The organism is Kytococcus sp. Marseille-QA3725, assembly GCF_054950055.1.
This window is the reverse complement of sequence record NZ_JBUCLA010000002.1, coordinates 685,644-699,350: the sequence shown is the minus strand read 5'-3', so window position 1 is coordinate 699,350 and position 13,707 is coordinate 685,644. Positions and strand designations below refer to the sequence as shown.

General features: G+C 71.4%; 14 protein-coding genes and 1 pseudogene. 3 read left to right on the top strand and 12 right to left on the bottom strand.

Annotation, left to right across the window (positions count from 1 at the left end; all coding sequences use genetic code 11):
• The first annotated feature begins 78 nt into the window (after window positions 1-78).
• Window positions 79-600, top strand: a complete 522-nt coding sequence (locus tag ACY8FT_RS11445; RefSeq protein ID WP_462419015.1) for a hypothetical protein — start codon at window positions 79-81, stop codon at window positions 598-600.
• A gap of 43 nt (window positions 601-643) precedes the next feature.
• On the opposite strand, the gene ACY8FT_RS11440 is transcribed toward ACY8FT_RS11445, so the two are convergent.
• Entirely contained in the window at window positions 644-1,999 is a 1,356-nt protein-coding gene (locus tag ACY8FT_RS11440) for a sensor histidine kinase (protein ID WP_462419014.1), read from the bottom strand.
• A complete protein-coding gene (locus ACY8FT_RS11435; RefSeq protein WP_462419013.1) occupies window positions 1,996-2,682 on the bottom strand; it encodes a response regulator transcription factor in 687 nt (228 codons plus the stop codon). The genes ACY8FT_RS11440 and ACY8FT_RS11435 overlap by 4 nt, the downstream gene beginning before the upstream one ends.
• Window positions 2,683-2,960: 278 nt before the next feature.
• Here ACY8FT_RS11435 and ACY8FT_RS11430 point away from each other — a divergent pair, with 278 nt between their 5' ends.
• Together ACY8FT_RS11430 and ACY8FT_RS11425 are read left to right on the top strand one after the other, a co-directional pair.
• Window positions 2,961-3,347 (top strand): DUF6394 family protein, encoded by a 387-nt coding sequence (locus ACY8FT_RS11430; protein WP_462419012.1) that lies wholly within the window; start codon window positions 2,961-2,963, stop codon window positions 3,345-3,347.
• A gap of 12 nt (window positions 3,348-3,359) precedes the next feature.
• Window positions 3,360-5,231, top strand: coding sequence for an NAD-binding protein (locus ACY8FT_RS11425; protein ID WP_462419011.1), 1,872 nt, complete (start codon window positions 3,360-3,362; stop codon window positions 5,229-5,231).
• Window positions 5,232-5,252: 21 nt separating this feature from the next.
• Here the strand turns inward: ACY8FT_RS11425 and ACY8FT_RS11420 are convergent, their stop codons facing one another.
• From ACY8FT_RS11420 to ACY8FT_RS11375, 10 genes and pseudogenes are all read right to left on the bottom strand, one after another.
• Window positions 5,253-5,711, bottom strand: a complete 459-nt coding sequence (locus tag ACY8FT_RS11420; RefSeq protein WP_462419010.1) for a transglycosylase family protein — start codon at window positions 5,709-5,711, stop codon at window positions 5,253-5,255.
• A gap of 136 nt (window positions 5,712-5,847) precedes the next feature.
• Complete coding sequence (locus ACY8FT_RS11415) at window positions 5,848-6,753, bottom strand: LysR substrate-binding domain-containing protein (protein ID WP_462419009.1); 906 nt, start codon at window positions 6,751-6,753, stop codon at window positions 5,848-5,850.
• A complete protein-coding gene (ahpF, locus tag ACY8FT_RS11410) occupies window positions 6,750-8,375 on the bottom strand; it encodes an alkyl hydroperoxide reductase subunit F (protein WP_462419008.1) in 1,626 nt (541 codons plus the stop codon). The genes ACY8FT_RS11415 and ahpF overlap by 4 nt, the downstream gene beginning before the upstream one ends.
• 217 nt (window positions 8,376-8,592) lie before the next feature.
• Window positions 8,593-9,156 (bottom strand): alkyl hydroperoxide reductase subunit C, encoded by a 564-nt coding sequence (gene ahpC / locus ACY8FT_RS11405; RefSeq protein ID WP_462419007.1) that lies wholly within the window; start codon window positions 9,154-9,156, stop codon window positions 8,593-8,595.
• A 169-nt stretch (window positions 9,157-9,325) separates the two neighbouring features.
• On the bottom strand, window positions 9,326-9,448 hold the full coding sequence (locus ACY8FT_RS11400) for a hypothetical protein (RefSeq protein ID WP_462419101.1): 123 nt from the start codon (window positions 9,446-9,448) through the stop codon (window positions 9,326-9,328).
• 29 nt (window positions 9,449-9,477) lie between these two features.
• Window positions 9,478-9,735, bottom strand: a pseudogene (locus ACY8FT_RS11395) (N-acetyltransferase family protein); the annotation flags it as partial.
• A gap of 94 nt (window positions 9,736-9,829) precedes the next feature.
• Window positions 9,830-10,780 (bottom strand): formimidoylglutamase, encoded by a 951-nt coding sequence (hutG, locus tag ACY8FT_RS11390; RefSeq protein WP_462419006.1) that lies wholly within the window; start codon window positions 10,778-10,780, stop codon window positions 9,830-9,832.
• A gap of 4 nt (window positions 10,781-10,784) precedes the next feature.
• Complete coding sequence (locus ACY8FT_RS11385; protein WP_462419005.1) at window positions 10,785-11,132, bottom strand: MGMT family protein; 348 nt, start codon at window positions 11,130-11,132, stop codon at window positions 10,785-10,787.
• Window positions 11,133-11,158: 26 nt separating this feature from the next.
• Window positions 11,159-12,025: a hypothetical protein gene (locus ACY8FT_RS11380; protein ID WP_462419004.1), complete on the bottom strand. Its 867-nt coding sequence runs from the start codon at window positions 12,023-12,025 to the stop codon at window positions 11,159-11,161.
• A 2-nt stretch (window positions 12,026-12,027) separates the two neighbouring features.
• Window positions 12,028-13,659, bottom strand: coding sequence for an Eco57I restriction-modification methylase domain-containing protein (locus ACY8FT_RS11375; RefSeq protein ID WP_462419003.1), 1,632 nt, complete (start codon window positions 13,657-13,659; stop codon window positions 12,028-12,030).
• Window positions 13,660-13,707 lie beyond the last annotated feature (48 nt).

Below are 13,707 nucleotides of genomic sequence, written 5' to 3'. Positions count from 1 at the left end.
GGTGCACCCCCGACCCTCCCCGATGGCGCACACTGGCACCACGCTCCTCTCCCCCGACCCGAGGACACCCGAGGCACCGTGCACCCCTTCTCCCGCTCCACCGGCTGGATCGCCCTGGCCGCCGCGCCGCTGCTGCTGGCCGCCTGCGCCGGCCCCGACGAGGTGCCCCAGTCCCACGGCCTGGACAGCGCCGCCGAGGTCTCCCCCGACGCCTCCGCCACCTCCGGCCCCCCGGCGGGCTCGGCCACCACCAGCGCGCACGAGGACCCGGAGCCGCAGATCCTCGACTGCCTGGGCGAGGGCACCCTGGTGCGCCCGGAGACGCTCAACCTGGACTGCCAGGACACCAACGCGACCCTCAGCCAGCTGCAGTGGGCCGAGTGGGACGCCGGTGGGGCGAAGGGAACCGGCGAGTTCAGCGTGAACAACTGCCAGCCCAACTGCGCCGAGGGGGACCTCGAGACCTACCAGGTCGAGGTCGAGGCGCCCGAGGTGAAGACCTCGCAGGCCGGCAGCGTGTACACCTCGGTCATCGTGGAGTTCCCGGACGGCAGGCCGGTGGGGTCGACCTCCCGCGAGACCTACGAGCTGCCCCACTGACCCGTCCCCGGCCGCGCGCCGGGGCACGGTGCCGCGGGACGGGTCAGTCGACGGCCTGGAAGCGCAGGACGGTGCGGGCGCCCCCGGAGCGCGCCCGGTCGAACTCGACCGTCGCCCCCATGGTGGCGGCCTGCTTGGAGATGATCGTGAGGCCCAGCCCGGTGCCCTTCGTGGCCCCGCTGCCGTGGAAGCGCTGCGGCCCCCGCTCCAGGATCTCGGTCGGGTAGCCCTCCCCGAAGTCGTCGACGACCACGGCACGGCGCACGACCGTGATCACGCACCGCCCGCCGCCATGGCGCTGCACGTTGACCAGCAGGTTGGCCATGATCCGCTCGAAGCGACGTGGGTCGATCATCACCCGCACCGGGGACTCACCCCGCAGCTCCACCCGCTCGCAGGGCGCGGACACCGCCAGGAAGCGGACCGTCCGGTCAACGATCTCCCCGAGGTCGTGCTCCTCCAGGGACGCGACCTCCGACCCGCTCTCGAGGCGGGAGACCTCCAGCAGGTCCTCGACCAGCCGGCGCAGCCGCCCCACCTGGGTGCGCACGAGACCGGCCGGCCTCCCCTCCGGCAGCAGCTCCACGGCACTGACGAGGCCAGTCACGGGGGTCCGCAGCTCGTGGGCGACGTCCGCGGTGAAGGCGCGCTCGGCCTCCAACCGGGTCTGCAGGGTCACCGCCAGCGTGTCCACCGCACGGGTCAGGGCCGCCACCTCGTCCCGGCCGCCCTGGTCGGTGCGTGCCGTCGTGTCCCCCTCGGCCATCGCGGTGGCCGCCGTCGCCGCCCGCCGCAGCCGGCTCGACAGGGCGCTCCCGAGGGCCCAGGCACCGGCGGCCGAGAGCAGCGACGCGAGCGCGAGGGAGAGCATCAGCGTGCGCATGCGCTCGGCGACCTGCTCACGCAGGGCGTCGTCGTCCAGCTGCACCGTGAGCAGCACGTCCTCACCGAGGCGCTCGGTGGCCCACATCGTGTCACCGTCGTAGTAGCTGCGGCGCTCCCCCTGCTTCATCCCGCTGGTGACGATCGTCGGGGGCGCGTCCGGGTCCGCCGTCGCCCCGCGCCTCACGCGTCCGTCGAGCCGGTAGGAGTCGGTCACCGTGTCCAGTCGGGTGACCGCCTGCTGACGCAGGTTCTCCCGGGCCGCCTCGGCGGCCTGCACCGAGAGCAGGATGCCCAGTCCGGCGCTGGTCAGCATCGACACCAGCAGGACGGCCAGGACGATGCGGGTCCGGATCGAGTGGCGCCAGCGGGTGCGCCCGACGTGCGCGCGGTCCCGGGAGAGCTGGCCGCTCACCCGCATCGGCCCGGTCACGGCCGCGTCGAGACGGTGGGTGGGGATGCCCCCCGTGCGGCTGCTGGCCCTGCCCCCGACCCCCCGGAAGCGGTTGGGGCTCACGCATCCACCAGTTTGTACCCGGCTCCTCGCACGGTGACGATGCGCTCGGCACCGATCTTGCGACGCAGCCGCTGGACGGTCACCTCGACCACGTGGGTGTCACCCCAGGAGCCGATGTCCCACACCATCTCCAGCAGCTGGTGGCGCGAGAGCACCCGTCCACGGTGGTCCAGCAGCACCTCCAGGAGGCGGAACTCGGTGGCGCTCAGGCTGATGGTCTCCCCCGCCTTCTGCACGACCATGCCGTCCTTGTTCACCGAGAGGTCGGCCACCCGCACGGTCGTGGTGACCGGCTCGGCGGGCACCGTGTCCACGCGCCGCAGCACCGCACGCAGACGGGCCGCCAGCACCTCGCCGTCGAACGGCTTGGTCACGTAGTCGTCGACCCCCACCTGGAAACCGGCCAGCTGGTCGTGCGGCAAGTCGCGCGCCGTGAGCAGCACGATCGGCAGGTCGGAGTCCTCCCGCACCTTCCGGGCGAACGTGATGCCGTCCATCCGCGGCATCATCACGTCCACCACGGCGACGTCGAAGGTCTCCCGCCGGAGCACGTCCAGGGCGTCGACCCCGTCCTCGGCCGTGGACACGGAGAACCCCTGGCGCTCCAGCACCAGGGCAGTGGTCTCTCGCAGCATCTCGTCGTCCTCGACCAGCAGGACGTGCACGGTCTGGTTCACGGTCACGCCCGACAGGGTAAGAGGCAACAGGCAGTGAGGGAAGTTGTGAGCCTCCTGTGAGGAGGGCGTGCGGCGCATGAGATTTGGCCGGGTTTACATGAGTGTCATCGAGAGCGAGGGACACGTTCTCGGCCGCTGGGCCTTCTGGAGGAGAGTCCGGGCGGCGCATACAAGGGACAGGGAGTCACCGTACTGAGGGGTCCGGTGACTCCCTCTTGATGCGCCCTGGCACCCCCCCCTGTGAGGGAACCCCCACCGCCCTGCTCACCACGTATGGTCGGGGCGTGAACTTCGAGAAGGTTGTCTTCGGCTTCTTCGTGCTCCTGGCCGCGACCCTGAACTTCGGGTACGTCGCCGGTGACATCGGCAACCCCGCGTTCCACAACTCCTACGAGCTCTACGCCGCCGTCGTGGTCAACCTGGTCGCCGCCATCCTCAAGCTCGGTGACCGCACCCACGTGGGCGCCGTGCAGTTCGCCGCCAGCCTGGTGTCCTGCCTGCAGCTGCTCGCCGCGGCCGCCGTCTGGGTCCTGGTGAGCCAGACCGGGAGCGAGGTCGTCACCACCCACGAGATGTCGTCGGTCGTCTCCCTGGCGGTCGGCTCGCTGCTGGCGAACCTCGTCTCGCTGGTGATCCTGGTGGTGGAGACCGTGAACTACCGCGGCCGCTGAGCCGGAGGCGACGTGGTCCACCCCCTCACCCGCATGACCGCCCACCACCGGGCGGTCCGTGTCGAGTCCCGCCGGCGCCGGGAGGTCCCGGTCCCCGCCGACGACCGCGCGGGCGAGGTGCTCCTGTTCGCGCTGCGGCGCATGCGCGGTCCGCTGCTCATGGTGATCGCCGTCTTCACGGTGAGCGTGCTCGGCCTGTCCCTCATGCCGGGTGTCGACGCGAACGGCGACCCCCGGCGGCTGACGGTGTTCGACTCGCTGTACGTCATGTCGTACACGGCCACCACGATCGGCTTCGGCGAAGTGCCCAACGAGTTCACCATCCCGCAGCGCATGTGGGTGATGGGCTCGATCTTCGCCTCGGTGTTCACCTGGACCTTCGCGGTGACCTCCCTCTTCTCCATCCTCTCGGCCCCCGGCTTCCGGGAGGCGATGGCGGAGCTGCGCCTGATGCGCACGCTGCACCGCACCCGGGAGCCCTTCTACATCGTGGTGGGGCACGGACAGGCCGGTTCCGCGGTCGCCGAGGGGCTGCTCGCCATCGAGCGCAACGTGGTGGTCGTCGACGAGGACGCCGAGCGCCTCGAGCGGATGACGATGGGCCGGGCCGGCGGGCGCGTCTACGGCCTGCACGGGGACGCACGCAAGGTGGCCACCCTCGGCACGGCGGGACTGGGCAGCCAGTGGTGCCACGGCGTGCTGGCCATGACCGAGGACGACGAGACCAACCTGTCCATCGTCATGTCGGTCAACCTGCTGCGCCCAGACGTACCCGTCATCGCCCGCGCCTCCCGCAGCGCGATGGCGCACCGCATGCGCGACTTCTACCCCGAGCACGTCATCAACCCGCTCGACGAGTTCGGCACCTACCTGGCCATGCAGCTGCAGAAGCCGAACGTGCACCGGTTGGTGACCTGGCTCATGAACTCTCCCGGCACGGAGCTGCCACCTCCCCGCCCCAAGCACCTCGACAGCGGGCACTGGCTGGTCGTGAGCGATGCCGAGTTCGGGCAGGAGGTCGCCCGAGACCTGCGCGCCGCGGGGCTGGAGGTGACCCATGCCTCCCCCACCGGTGACCACGTCGACCTGACCTCCGTGACCGGCGTGGTCGTGGGAGCCGAGAGCGACATCGTCAACCTGTCGGTCGCCGCGCGTGTGCGACAGGCCAACCCGAAGTGCTTCCTGGTGCTCCGTCAGAAGTCGCTGGGGCGGCGGTCCACCGTGGAGGCGTTCGCCCCGGACACGACCTTCCACCCGGCGGAGCTGATCGCCCAGGAGGCACTCGCCTACCTGGTGAGCCCGAACTACTGGCACTTCGTGCGCAAGGTGTTGCAGCGCTCCGACGAGTGGGCGGCGCGGGTGCTGGCCGACCTGCAGGACCGCGTGGGCACCCGTGCCCCGCAGGCAGCGCGGCTCGACATCGAGGCCCGGCACGCACCCGCCCTGACGCGGTGGCTCCAGAGGGGCTCCATCACGCTCGGTGAGCTGCTGGTGCATCCCGAGTCCGGGGAGCCGCTGCAGGTCTACGTGGCGGTGCACTCCCGTGACGGCCAGAAGACGGTGGCTCCCGGCCCGGAGACCGTCCTGCGCCCCGGTGACGGCCTGATGGTGCTCGGCACCGCCGAGGGGCTCTCCGACCTGACCTCGACCGTGTACAACGACGCGGACGTCGAGTACCTCGCCACCGGTGTGCACGTGCCCCGCACCTGGGTCTTCCGGGTCCTCAGCGGCCACGGCCGCCGACGCCGGCACCGACCACGTCGTGGCCCCGACCGGGGGCATGCCCTGCCGCCCCACCTCGACGCGAGAACCCGCCGACCGGAGGCCGAGGAGCCTCCGACCGACGGGTCCGGTGACGACGAGATGCGCCGGCTCGGTCGCTGAGCCGGCATCAGGGGGAACGCCTCAGAAGGCGATGCGCCGCATCGAGAGCTGCGGCTCGTCCTCCTCCGCGGACGGGGTGGCCGTGTCGTCGGTCGGCTGCTCGCTCGTCGTGGGAGCCGACCCGCCGCCCCAGCAGCCCTGGCTGGCGGCCCAGGGGGTGGTGCCCTCCTGCTCGTAGAGCTTCACGGCAGCGGCGTCCTGCACGGACTCGGGGGCGTCGGCGGCGTGGGAGTACCCGCTGTCGCCGGCGATGACCTGCCAGGTGCTGTCGAGGAACTGGTAGGCGCCGGAGGCCGAGGTGCCCCCGTTCTCGGCGGCGTAGTCCCCACGCGACTCGCAGTGCTTGATCTGCTCCAGCTCCGGCACGCCGGTGTCCCCGGCCTGGGCGGGTGCGGCCATGGCCAGGGCGCTGGCGGTGACGGCCGCCGACGCCGAGAGACCGGCGGCGGTGCGGGCGAGGCGCTGTCGGGTGACGTCCATGGATACTCCTCCTCCCCTCGTGCCCCGGACCTTCCGGGGCGTCGCTGCGAGGGAGCGAACACCCTGAGGCCCTTGTCCGGGAGGAACCTCCACAGCCGCTGACTCCTCGCTGAACGGGCCGGGGCCCCGGGGGGGGTCAGTCGGCCGGCGTCACCAGGTGGTCGGGCACCGCCCGGAGGTGGCGGGCGAGCTCCGGCATCAGGTCCGCCTGGACCGAGGACGAGCGCCACGCGAGCACGATGTCGCGGTGCGGCGCCGGGGGGACGAACTCCACCGTGGTCACACCGGTGTCCCCACCGGGGCGGTCGACCGCCAGCCGGGGCATGAGCGTGACCCCCACCCCGGAGGCGACCATGTGCCGCAGCGTCTCCAAGGAGGTCGCACGGAAACCCTCCATCTCGACGGCACCGGCCGACCGGCACACGTCCAGCGCCTGGTCGCGCAGGCAGTGACCGTCCTCGAGCAGCAGGACCGACTCCGCACCGAGGGCGTCCGGTGCCACCGGCTGACCGCCGGCCAGCGCGTGGTCCGTCGGCACCGCCAGCAGGAAGTCCTCACGGAAGAGCGGCTCCACCGTCAGCCCCGACTCGACCAGCGGTCCGGCCAGGACGACGGCGTCCAGGGAGCCGTTGCGCAGCTGGTCCAGCAGCTCCGGGGAGCGCTCCTCCACCAGCAGCAGGTTGAGATCGGGCAGCGCCCGGCGCAGCCCGGGGACGACGTGCGGCAGCAGGTACGGCGCGAGCGTCGGGAAGATGCCCAGCCGCAGCGAGCCCGACCGCGGGTCACGGGCCTGGTCGGCGATCCGGCGGATCGCCTCCCCGTGGCCCAGCATCCGGCGGGCCCGGCCGACGATCTGCTCGCCGGCCGGCGTCAACCGGGTGGTGCGGCCCGCGCGCTCCACGAGCGCGCAGCCCAGGGCCGCCTCCAGCTTCTTGACCTGCGTGCTCAGCGTGGGCTGGCTGACGCCGCAGGCCTCCGCCGCGCGACCGAACGTCCCGTGGTCGCCCAGCGCCACCAGGTACTCGAGGTCGCGCAGGTTCACCGGCCGACCGACTCCTCGGCCTGCGCGCCCTCCTCGGCCGGGGCCGAGGTGCGGATCAGGTGGTCGAAGGCGCTCAGCGAGGCGGTCGACCCGGACCCGAAGGCGACGACGATCTGCTTGAACGGCACGGTCGAGACGTCACCGGCGGCGAAGATGCCCGGCACGTTGGTGGCGCCGCGCTCGTCGATGACGACCTCACCGCGGTCGGTGAGCTCGACGGCGGAGTCCTTGAGGAAGGCCGAGTTCGGCACCAGGCCGATCTGGACGAACACGCCCTCGAGCTCGAGCTCCTTGGCCTCGCCGGACTCGCGCAGCTCGTACTTCAGGCCGGTCACGCGGGAGCCGTCGCCGACGACCTCCTGCGTGGCCGCGCCGAGCACCACGTCGACGTTGGGCAGGGAGCGCAGCTTGTCCTGCAGCACCTGGTCGGCGCGCATGGAGTCCATGAACTCCAGCACCGTCACGTGGCCCACGATGCCGGCGAGGTCGATCGCGGCCTCGACACCGGAGTTGCCACCGCCGATGACGGCGACGCGCTTGCCCTTGAACAGCGGGCCGTCGCAGTGCGGGCAGAAGGTGACACCCTTGTTTCGGTACTCCTCCTCGCCGGGCACGCCCATGGTGCGCCAGGAGGCACCGGTGGCGATCACCAGCGAGCGGGTGCGCAGCGTGGCACCGGAGGCGAGCTCCACCGAGTGGTAGCCGCCCTCGACCTCGGCGGGGGTGACGCCGGTGGCCTCCTGGGACTTCACGAGCTCGACCTCGTAGTCGTTCACGTGGCGCTCGAGGTCCGCGGCGAGCTTCGGCCCCTCGGTGTGCTGGGTGCCGGCGACGTTCTCGATGGACATCGTGTCGTTCACCTGGCCGCCCATGCGCTCGGCCACCAGGCCGGTGCGGATGCCCTTGCGGGCGGCGTAGATGGCGGCGGTCGCGCCGGCCGGGCCACCACCCAGGACGAGCACCTCGTAGGGGGCGGCCTCGGACAGGCGGGCAGCGGCCTTCTCGGCGGCACCGTCGTCGACGCGCTCGACGATCTCCTCCAGCGTCATGCGGCCGGAGCCGAAGTCCTCACCGTTGTGGAAGACGGTCGGCACGGCCATCACGCCGCGCTCGTCGGCCTCGTCGGGGTAGGCCGAGCCGTCGATCGCCACGTGGGTGACGTTCGGGTTCAGGGTGGCCATGAGGTCCAGCGCCTGCACCACGTCGGGGCAGTTCTGGCAGGACTGGCTGAAGAAGGTCTCGAAGCGGTGCTCGCCCTCGATGTCCTTGATCTGCTCGATCGTCTCGGCGGCGGCCTTGCTCGGGTGGCCGCCGATGTTCAGCAGGGCCAGCACCAGGGAGGTGAACTCGTGCCCCATCGGCAGGCCGGAGAAGGTGACGGCCGACGCGGTGTCGTCCGCGGCCTGGATGCGGAAGGACGGGGCGCGCTCGGCCCGCTCGTCGCCCTCGGCCTCGCGGGCGGTGACGAGCTCGGACATCTCCGCGATCTCGGCGCACAGCTCGCGGGTCTCGCGGGTGAGGGTGTCGTCGGCACCCTCCTGGACGGTGGTGAGCAGCTCGATGGGGCGCTGCAGGTTGCCCAGGAGCTGGCGGAGCTGGGTGGCGAGGTTCTGGTCGAGCATGGGGTCCTCCAGGAAAGGGGAAGAAGGGGTGCGGATCGGGAGGGGCACAGGGCGAGGGGCACGGAGCGGGCGCGTGGAGACGCGACGGGGCGGCTGGCTGCCGTGGGGGCGGCGGGTGCACGACGGCGGCCCGACCGGCGAAGGGGAGACCGGTCCGGCCGCCGCCGGGGAGCCGGACGTGGGGAGTGCCCACGACCGGTGGATCAGTCGGGGCTGATCAGATCTTGCCGACGAGGTCCAGCGAGGGCTCGAGGGTCTCGGCGCCCTCCTCCCACTTGGCCGGGCAGACCTGGCCGGGGTTCTTGCGGATGTACTGGGCGGCCTTGACCTTGCGGACCAGCTCGGCGGCGTTGCGGCCGATGCCCTCGGAGGTCACCTCGAGGAACTGGATGACGCCGTCGGGGTCCACCAGGAAGGTGCCGCGGTTGGCGACGCCCTCGTCCTGACGCAGGATCTCGAAGTTGTTGGAGAGCTGGTGGGTCGGGTCACCCAGCATCGGGTAGGTCACCTTGCCGACGGTCTCGGAGGAGCCGTGCCAGGCCTTGTGGGTGAAGTGGGTGTCGGTGGAGACACCGAAGACCTCCACGTCCAGGCCCTTGAGCTCCTCGTAGTAGTCGGCGAGGTCACCGAGCTCGGTGGGGCACACGAAGGTGAAGTCGGCCGGGTAGAAGAAGAAGATGGCCCACTTGCCCTGGATGTCGGCCTCGGAGTAGTCCTTGAACTCGCCGTTGACGAAGCCGGTGGCCTGGAACGGCTTGATGGTGGTGTTGATCAGCGACATGCGTGCTCCCTGTTGCGTGGTTGACATCTGGGATGCAGTCGCTGTCCGCGACTGCGATAGTCACTGTATATGAGATCTCGGACTTTGCATAGTCAGCCTCTATGCAAAGTCCTGCCGCCACCCGCCGCCTCGATCACCCCGGCGCCGAGTCAGCCACCCCGCCGCCCGGCTACGCGGGGCGCACCATCCGCAGCTCCAGCCGGTCGGTGCCCTCCAGCGGCTTCGTCGCCCCGTCCAGCGCGAACCCACGCTTGCGGTAGTAGGCGGACGCGCGCTCGTTGCCCCGCAGCACCCACAGGTAGACCGGGCCGGCAGCACCGCCTCGAGGAGGACGTCGGCCAGCCCACTCCCCTGGTGCCCGGGTGCGAGGTACAGGCTCCAGAGCTCCACCGGTGCGGGCGCGTCGTCGTCACGAACCGGGCCGACGGTCGCGTGACCGACCGGTTCACCGTCCACGAGCAGCACGTGGGTCACCCCACCGGCCGCGCTGCGACCGGCCTGTTCGTGCTCCTTCCCGCGCCCTCGCCAGCGCTCGACCGACGCACCGTCGTCCAGGGCGTCGAGGTGCTCCTGCGGCACGTGGCCGGCGTAGGTCTCGCGCCACAGACGGTTGTGCAGGGGCCCGAGGACCCCGGCATCCGCCGCGTGCAGCAGGCGCACCTCGACGCTCACGTCACGCGCTCGGCAGGGCGTGGACGATGTCGGTGACCAGCCGGGCCGCGGCCTTCGCGGTGCGGGTGTCGATGTCGTACCGCGGGTTGTACTCGGCCACGTCCACCACGCGGAGCTTGCCGGAGGCGGCCAGGCGCCGGACGACAGCGCTGCACACGGGCAGCGGGACGCCGTAGGGCGCCGGCGCGCTCACTCCCGGGGCGGTGCCGGCCGGCAGCACGTCGAGGTCGATCTCGAGGTGCACGTGGTCCACGCGCTCCAGCACCTCGTCCACCAGCGCGAGCGCCTGCTCCTGGGTGGACTCCTCGTCGGTCAGCCAGCGCGCCCCGAGCTCCCGCGCGGTGTCGAACAGCACGGCGGTGTTGCTCGGCTCAGCGATGCCGATGACGGTGTAGTCCAGCGCGCGACCGGCCTCGGACTCGACCCGCGCCATCTGCAGGAAGGGCGTGCCACTGCTGGGCTCGGGCGCCTCGCGCAGGTCGAAGTGCGCGTCCAGGTTGACCACGGCGGTGCGCCCCATCGCCTCGCCGCCGAACCGCTGCGAGCGCAACCGGCCCAGGTAGCACCCGAAGGCGGTCTCGTGGCCACCACCGAGCACGATGGTCAGGTCGTCGGCGTCGAGCGAGGTGGCGATGGCCTCCGCCACCGCCTCGTGGCCGCCCTCGAGATCCCGCCCGTCGTACCCGGTGTCCCCGTGGTCGGTCAGCCGGAACGGCCGGTGGGCCGCCATGCCGGCCAGCGCGCCACGCAGCAGCGGCGGGGCCTCGGCCGCCCCCTGGCGCCCCTTGTTGCGGCGCACCCCCTCGTCGCTGGCGAAGCCGACGACGCCGACGCGGGGGCCGTCGGCTTCCACCCCGTTCGCGAGGTGGTGCCAGCGGCGATGCTCGATGCCGGGGCCGTCGTCGCGGCCGGTCCAGGGAGTGGGTGCGGAGGACTGCACGTCGGTGGTCATGCCCTCATTCTGCGGGCAGGTCGGTGGTGTCCGCAGCCCACCGCGCTGCCAGCTCGTCCAGGTCCGCACGATGGGCGGCGATGCGGCACCCACGGGCCCCGGGCACCAACGTGATGCCCTCCTCCTGCCAGTGGGGGCGGGCGCGTTCCAGAAGGTCCGGCCGCAACTGCCCGGAGACGTCGGTGACCCGCCACCAGCTCACGAGGTGACCGTGGGTGGCCATGACCGCACCGACCACGCGGGGGGCCGTGCCCACGATGCGGGCCACGTCGCCGTAAGCCACCACGCGGCCGGCCGGGACCAGCTCCACGCAGCGCAGCACCTTCTCCACCAGCAGGTCGTTCACGGCCACGCGGTCCAGCCTGTCACGGCGGGGACTCAGTCCCCCTCGTCGACGGCCAGGTGCTCTCCCAGTCGCAGCTCCCTGGCCAGAACGTGTTCGGTCACGGGCGCTGCCTCCAGGACCTGGTCGATCACCGCCTCGAAGAACTGCCCGGGCCCCAGGTCCACGGGCACCACGTCCTCGAGGACCTTCACACCCACGTCCGTGTCCCAGTCGACGACCACGAGACACGTTGCCGTGTACCCGTTGCCGTCACCGCGGTCCCGGAGCTTGCGCATCATGTCGACCGCACGCTCGAACATGGCCGGCTCGTCGAGCACGGTGGACCTCATGACGAAGGCAAAGCCGACAGCGGCCAGCGGGTACCTCGCGCGGAGGTTCCCGGCGTCCCCGTACGCCTCCTCGAACCGGTTCGCCAGGTTGTTCCCGAAACTCGAGTTCTGTGCCTTCGTGGAGATGAGGAGCTCGGGGCCGGACTGCCACGAGGACATGGCCACGTCCACCTGCTTGGTGTAGGCCCTTCCCCAGATGTTCGCATCCTGGGGCGCCACGGAACGGAGGCCGAGGAGACGCCGCCCCACGTCCTCTCCGAGGGTCTTCGGGAGTCGGGTGATCAGTTCCTTGACCGGCCGCGGCAGGACACGGGGTTCATCGGCACGCGGCCAGATGCGGTCCTCATCGAAACCGGCCCGGCGCAGTTCGTGGGCGAACCAGGAGTCAAGCGCCTTCCCATAGAGGCCCGACTGGCTCGGGGCCTGCGACTCCACGGGGATGTGGATCAGCTGCTCGAGGGTCTCGAGGCCGGGACAGAAGACCGGAGGGGTCCCGGGTTGCCACGGTGATTCCGCGTTCGCGTCCGCGTCCGCCAGCACGTCGTCGAAGGCCTCAAATCCTCTGGCCATGCTCACTTCCTTCCTGCTCGGGCGCTGCGCCGGCCACGCAGGAGGTCGCAGAGATCCTGCATCTCCCCGAGCTCTCGCGCTTCGACGCCCACGCTGCACGCCAACAGCGCGTCCACGGCGTCCCTCAGACCTGCTGCTCGCACATCGCGACGACCGGACCACTGGTCAGCCAGTGCCAGGAGCTCGTCCTCGTGGCGGCGCACCCACTCCGGTGAGGGCAGGGGGATGCGTTGTGCCTCGCGCGGCTCGACCTTCAACATGCCGCCCCCGTACGCCCTCCCGACGAGCTCGACCCCGAGTTCCGTCACCGAGTTCACCGCGGCAACGGCGAGAGCGCGGGGGTCAACGTCTCGGGTGGCCGCGTGCAGCACGAGACCGTGGACGGAGTTCAGGTGTCGCACACGGGCCGTGTTGGCACAGAATGACACCGTGTCGGCGTTCATGTAGGTCACGAACAGGTCGGCCACCGGCATCAGCGGCACCCGCCACCACGGCGACCGCACCCGGCACTTGTAGGCACGGTCCACGCCCTCGTCGACGCCGTGCTCGATGTAGCGCTGTGCGGCGGTGCTCGGGTCACCCGGCGGACGGAACAGGTGGACCTTTCGTCCCTCTTCCCGAGACATCGCCCAGTCCAGGTCCGTGAACTCGATACCCCGCAGGTGCCGGGATCCAGGCGGGCACAGAGGCACCACGGAGCCATCGTCCAGGCCCCATTCGCCCACGGCCTCACAGCTCACCGCGAAGTAGGAGTTGCGGCCGGTCACGGCACCGATGCCGATCGCCCCCCACTCACTCAGCGCAGAGAAGACCGCCGAGTTGCTCCACCGCTCGTAGGCCTGCGACCACCCGAAGGCCGGATTCCACCGAGCCTCGGGGTCCGGCGGCGTCCAGCTGCGGAAAGTCAGCGGAGAGCCGTCGAGCGCCTCCGCCCCGGAAACGCGTGCCACCGCCAAGGTGCCTGCGGAAGCACCGTCGGGGTCCCAGCCACGAGCCAGCAGGAGGACGACCTCCTCCTGAGCGTCCGGGAAGACCCTCGCATCGAACCCCACGAGGCGAAGATCCTCGAAGTGGCGCGTGAGGAAGGCACGGACCGGTGCGGCGTAGTTGACCGTGAGGATCTCTGCCGGCAGGACCATGCCGAGTCGCCCACCAGGACGTAGCTGGGTCGCCGAATGCACCACGAACGCAGCCCAGCTCGACGCCAGGGCTGACAGGCCCACTCCCGCTGCGAGGGCTGCGGCACGGGCCTGCGCCCTGAACTCGCCGGTGAAGTCCTGGTAGCGGATGTAGGGAGGATTCCCCAGGACGACATCGAGGTCACCCTGCCCTGCCCATGCGAAGAAGTCGCTGACGACGAGCCGGGCTTCCACCCCCTCTGACGTCAGCCGACGACGAGCCGCCTCGATGGATGGCCCGTGCACGTCAACGCCCAGCAACTGACCCGGCGCAGCCGGCGCCCCCAGCTCCTGCAGGGCCCGTGCGGATGCCTCGACGAACACCGCCTCGCCGCAGGAGGGCTCCAGGACCCGGTCGCCCGGCCGCACCGCCCACCGGGCGAGGTGGTCCGCGATGACGGTGGGCGTGAAAAAGGCCCCGCGGGCCTTCCTGCTGCTCCTGAGTTCCTGGGGCACGGACGACACTGTGCCACCTCCTTCCTGCCGAGGCGTCAGAGTACGAAC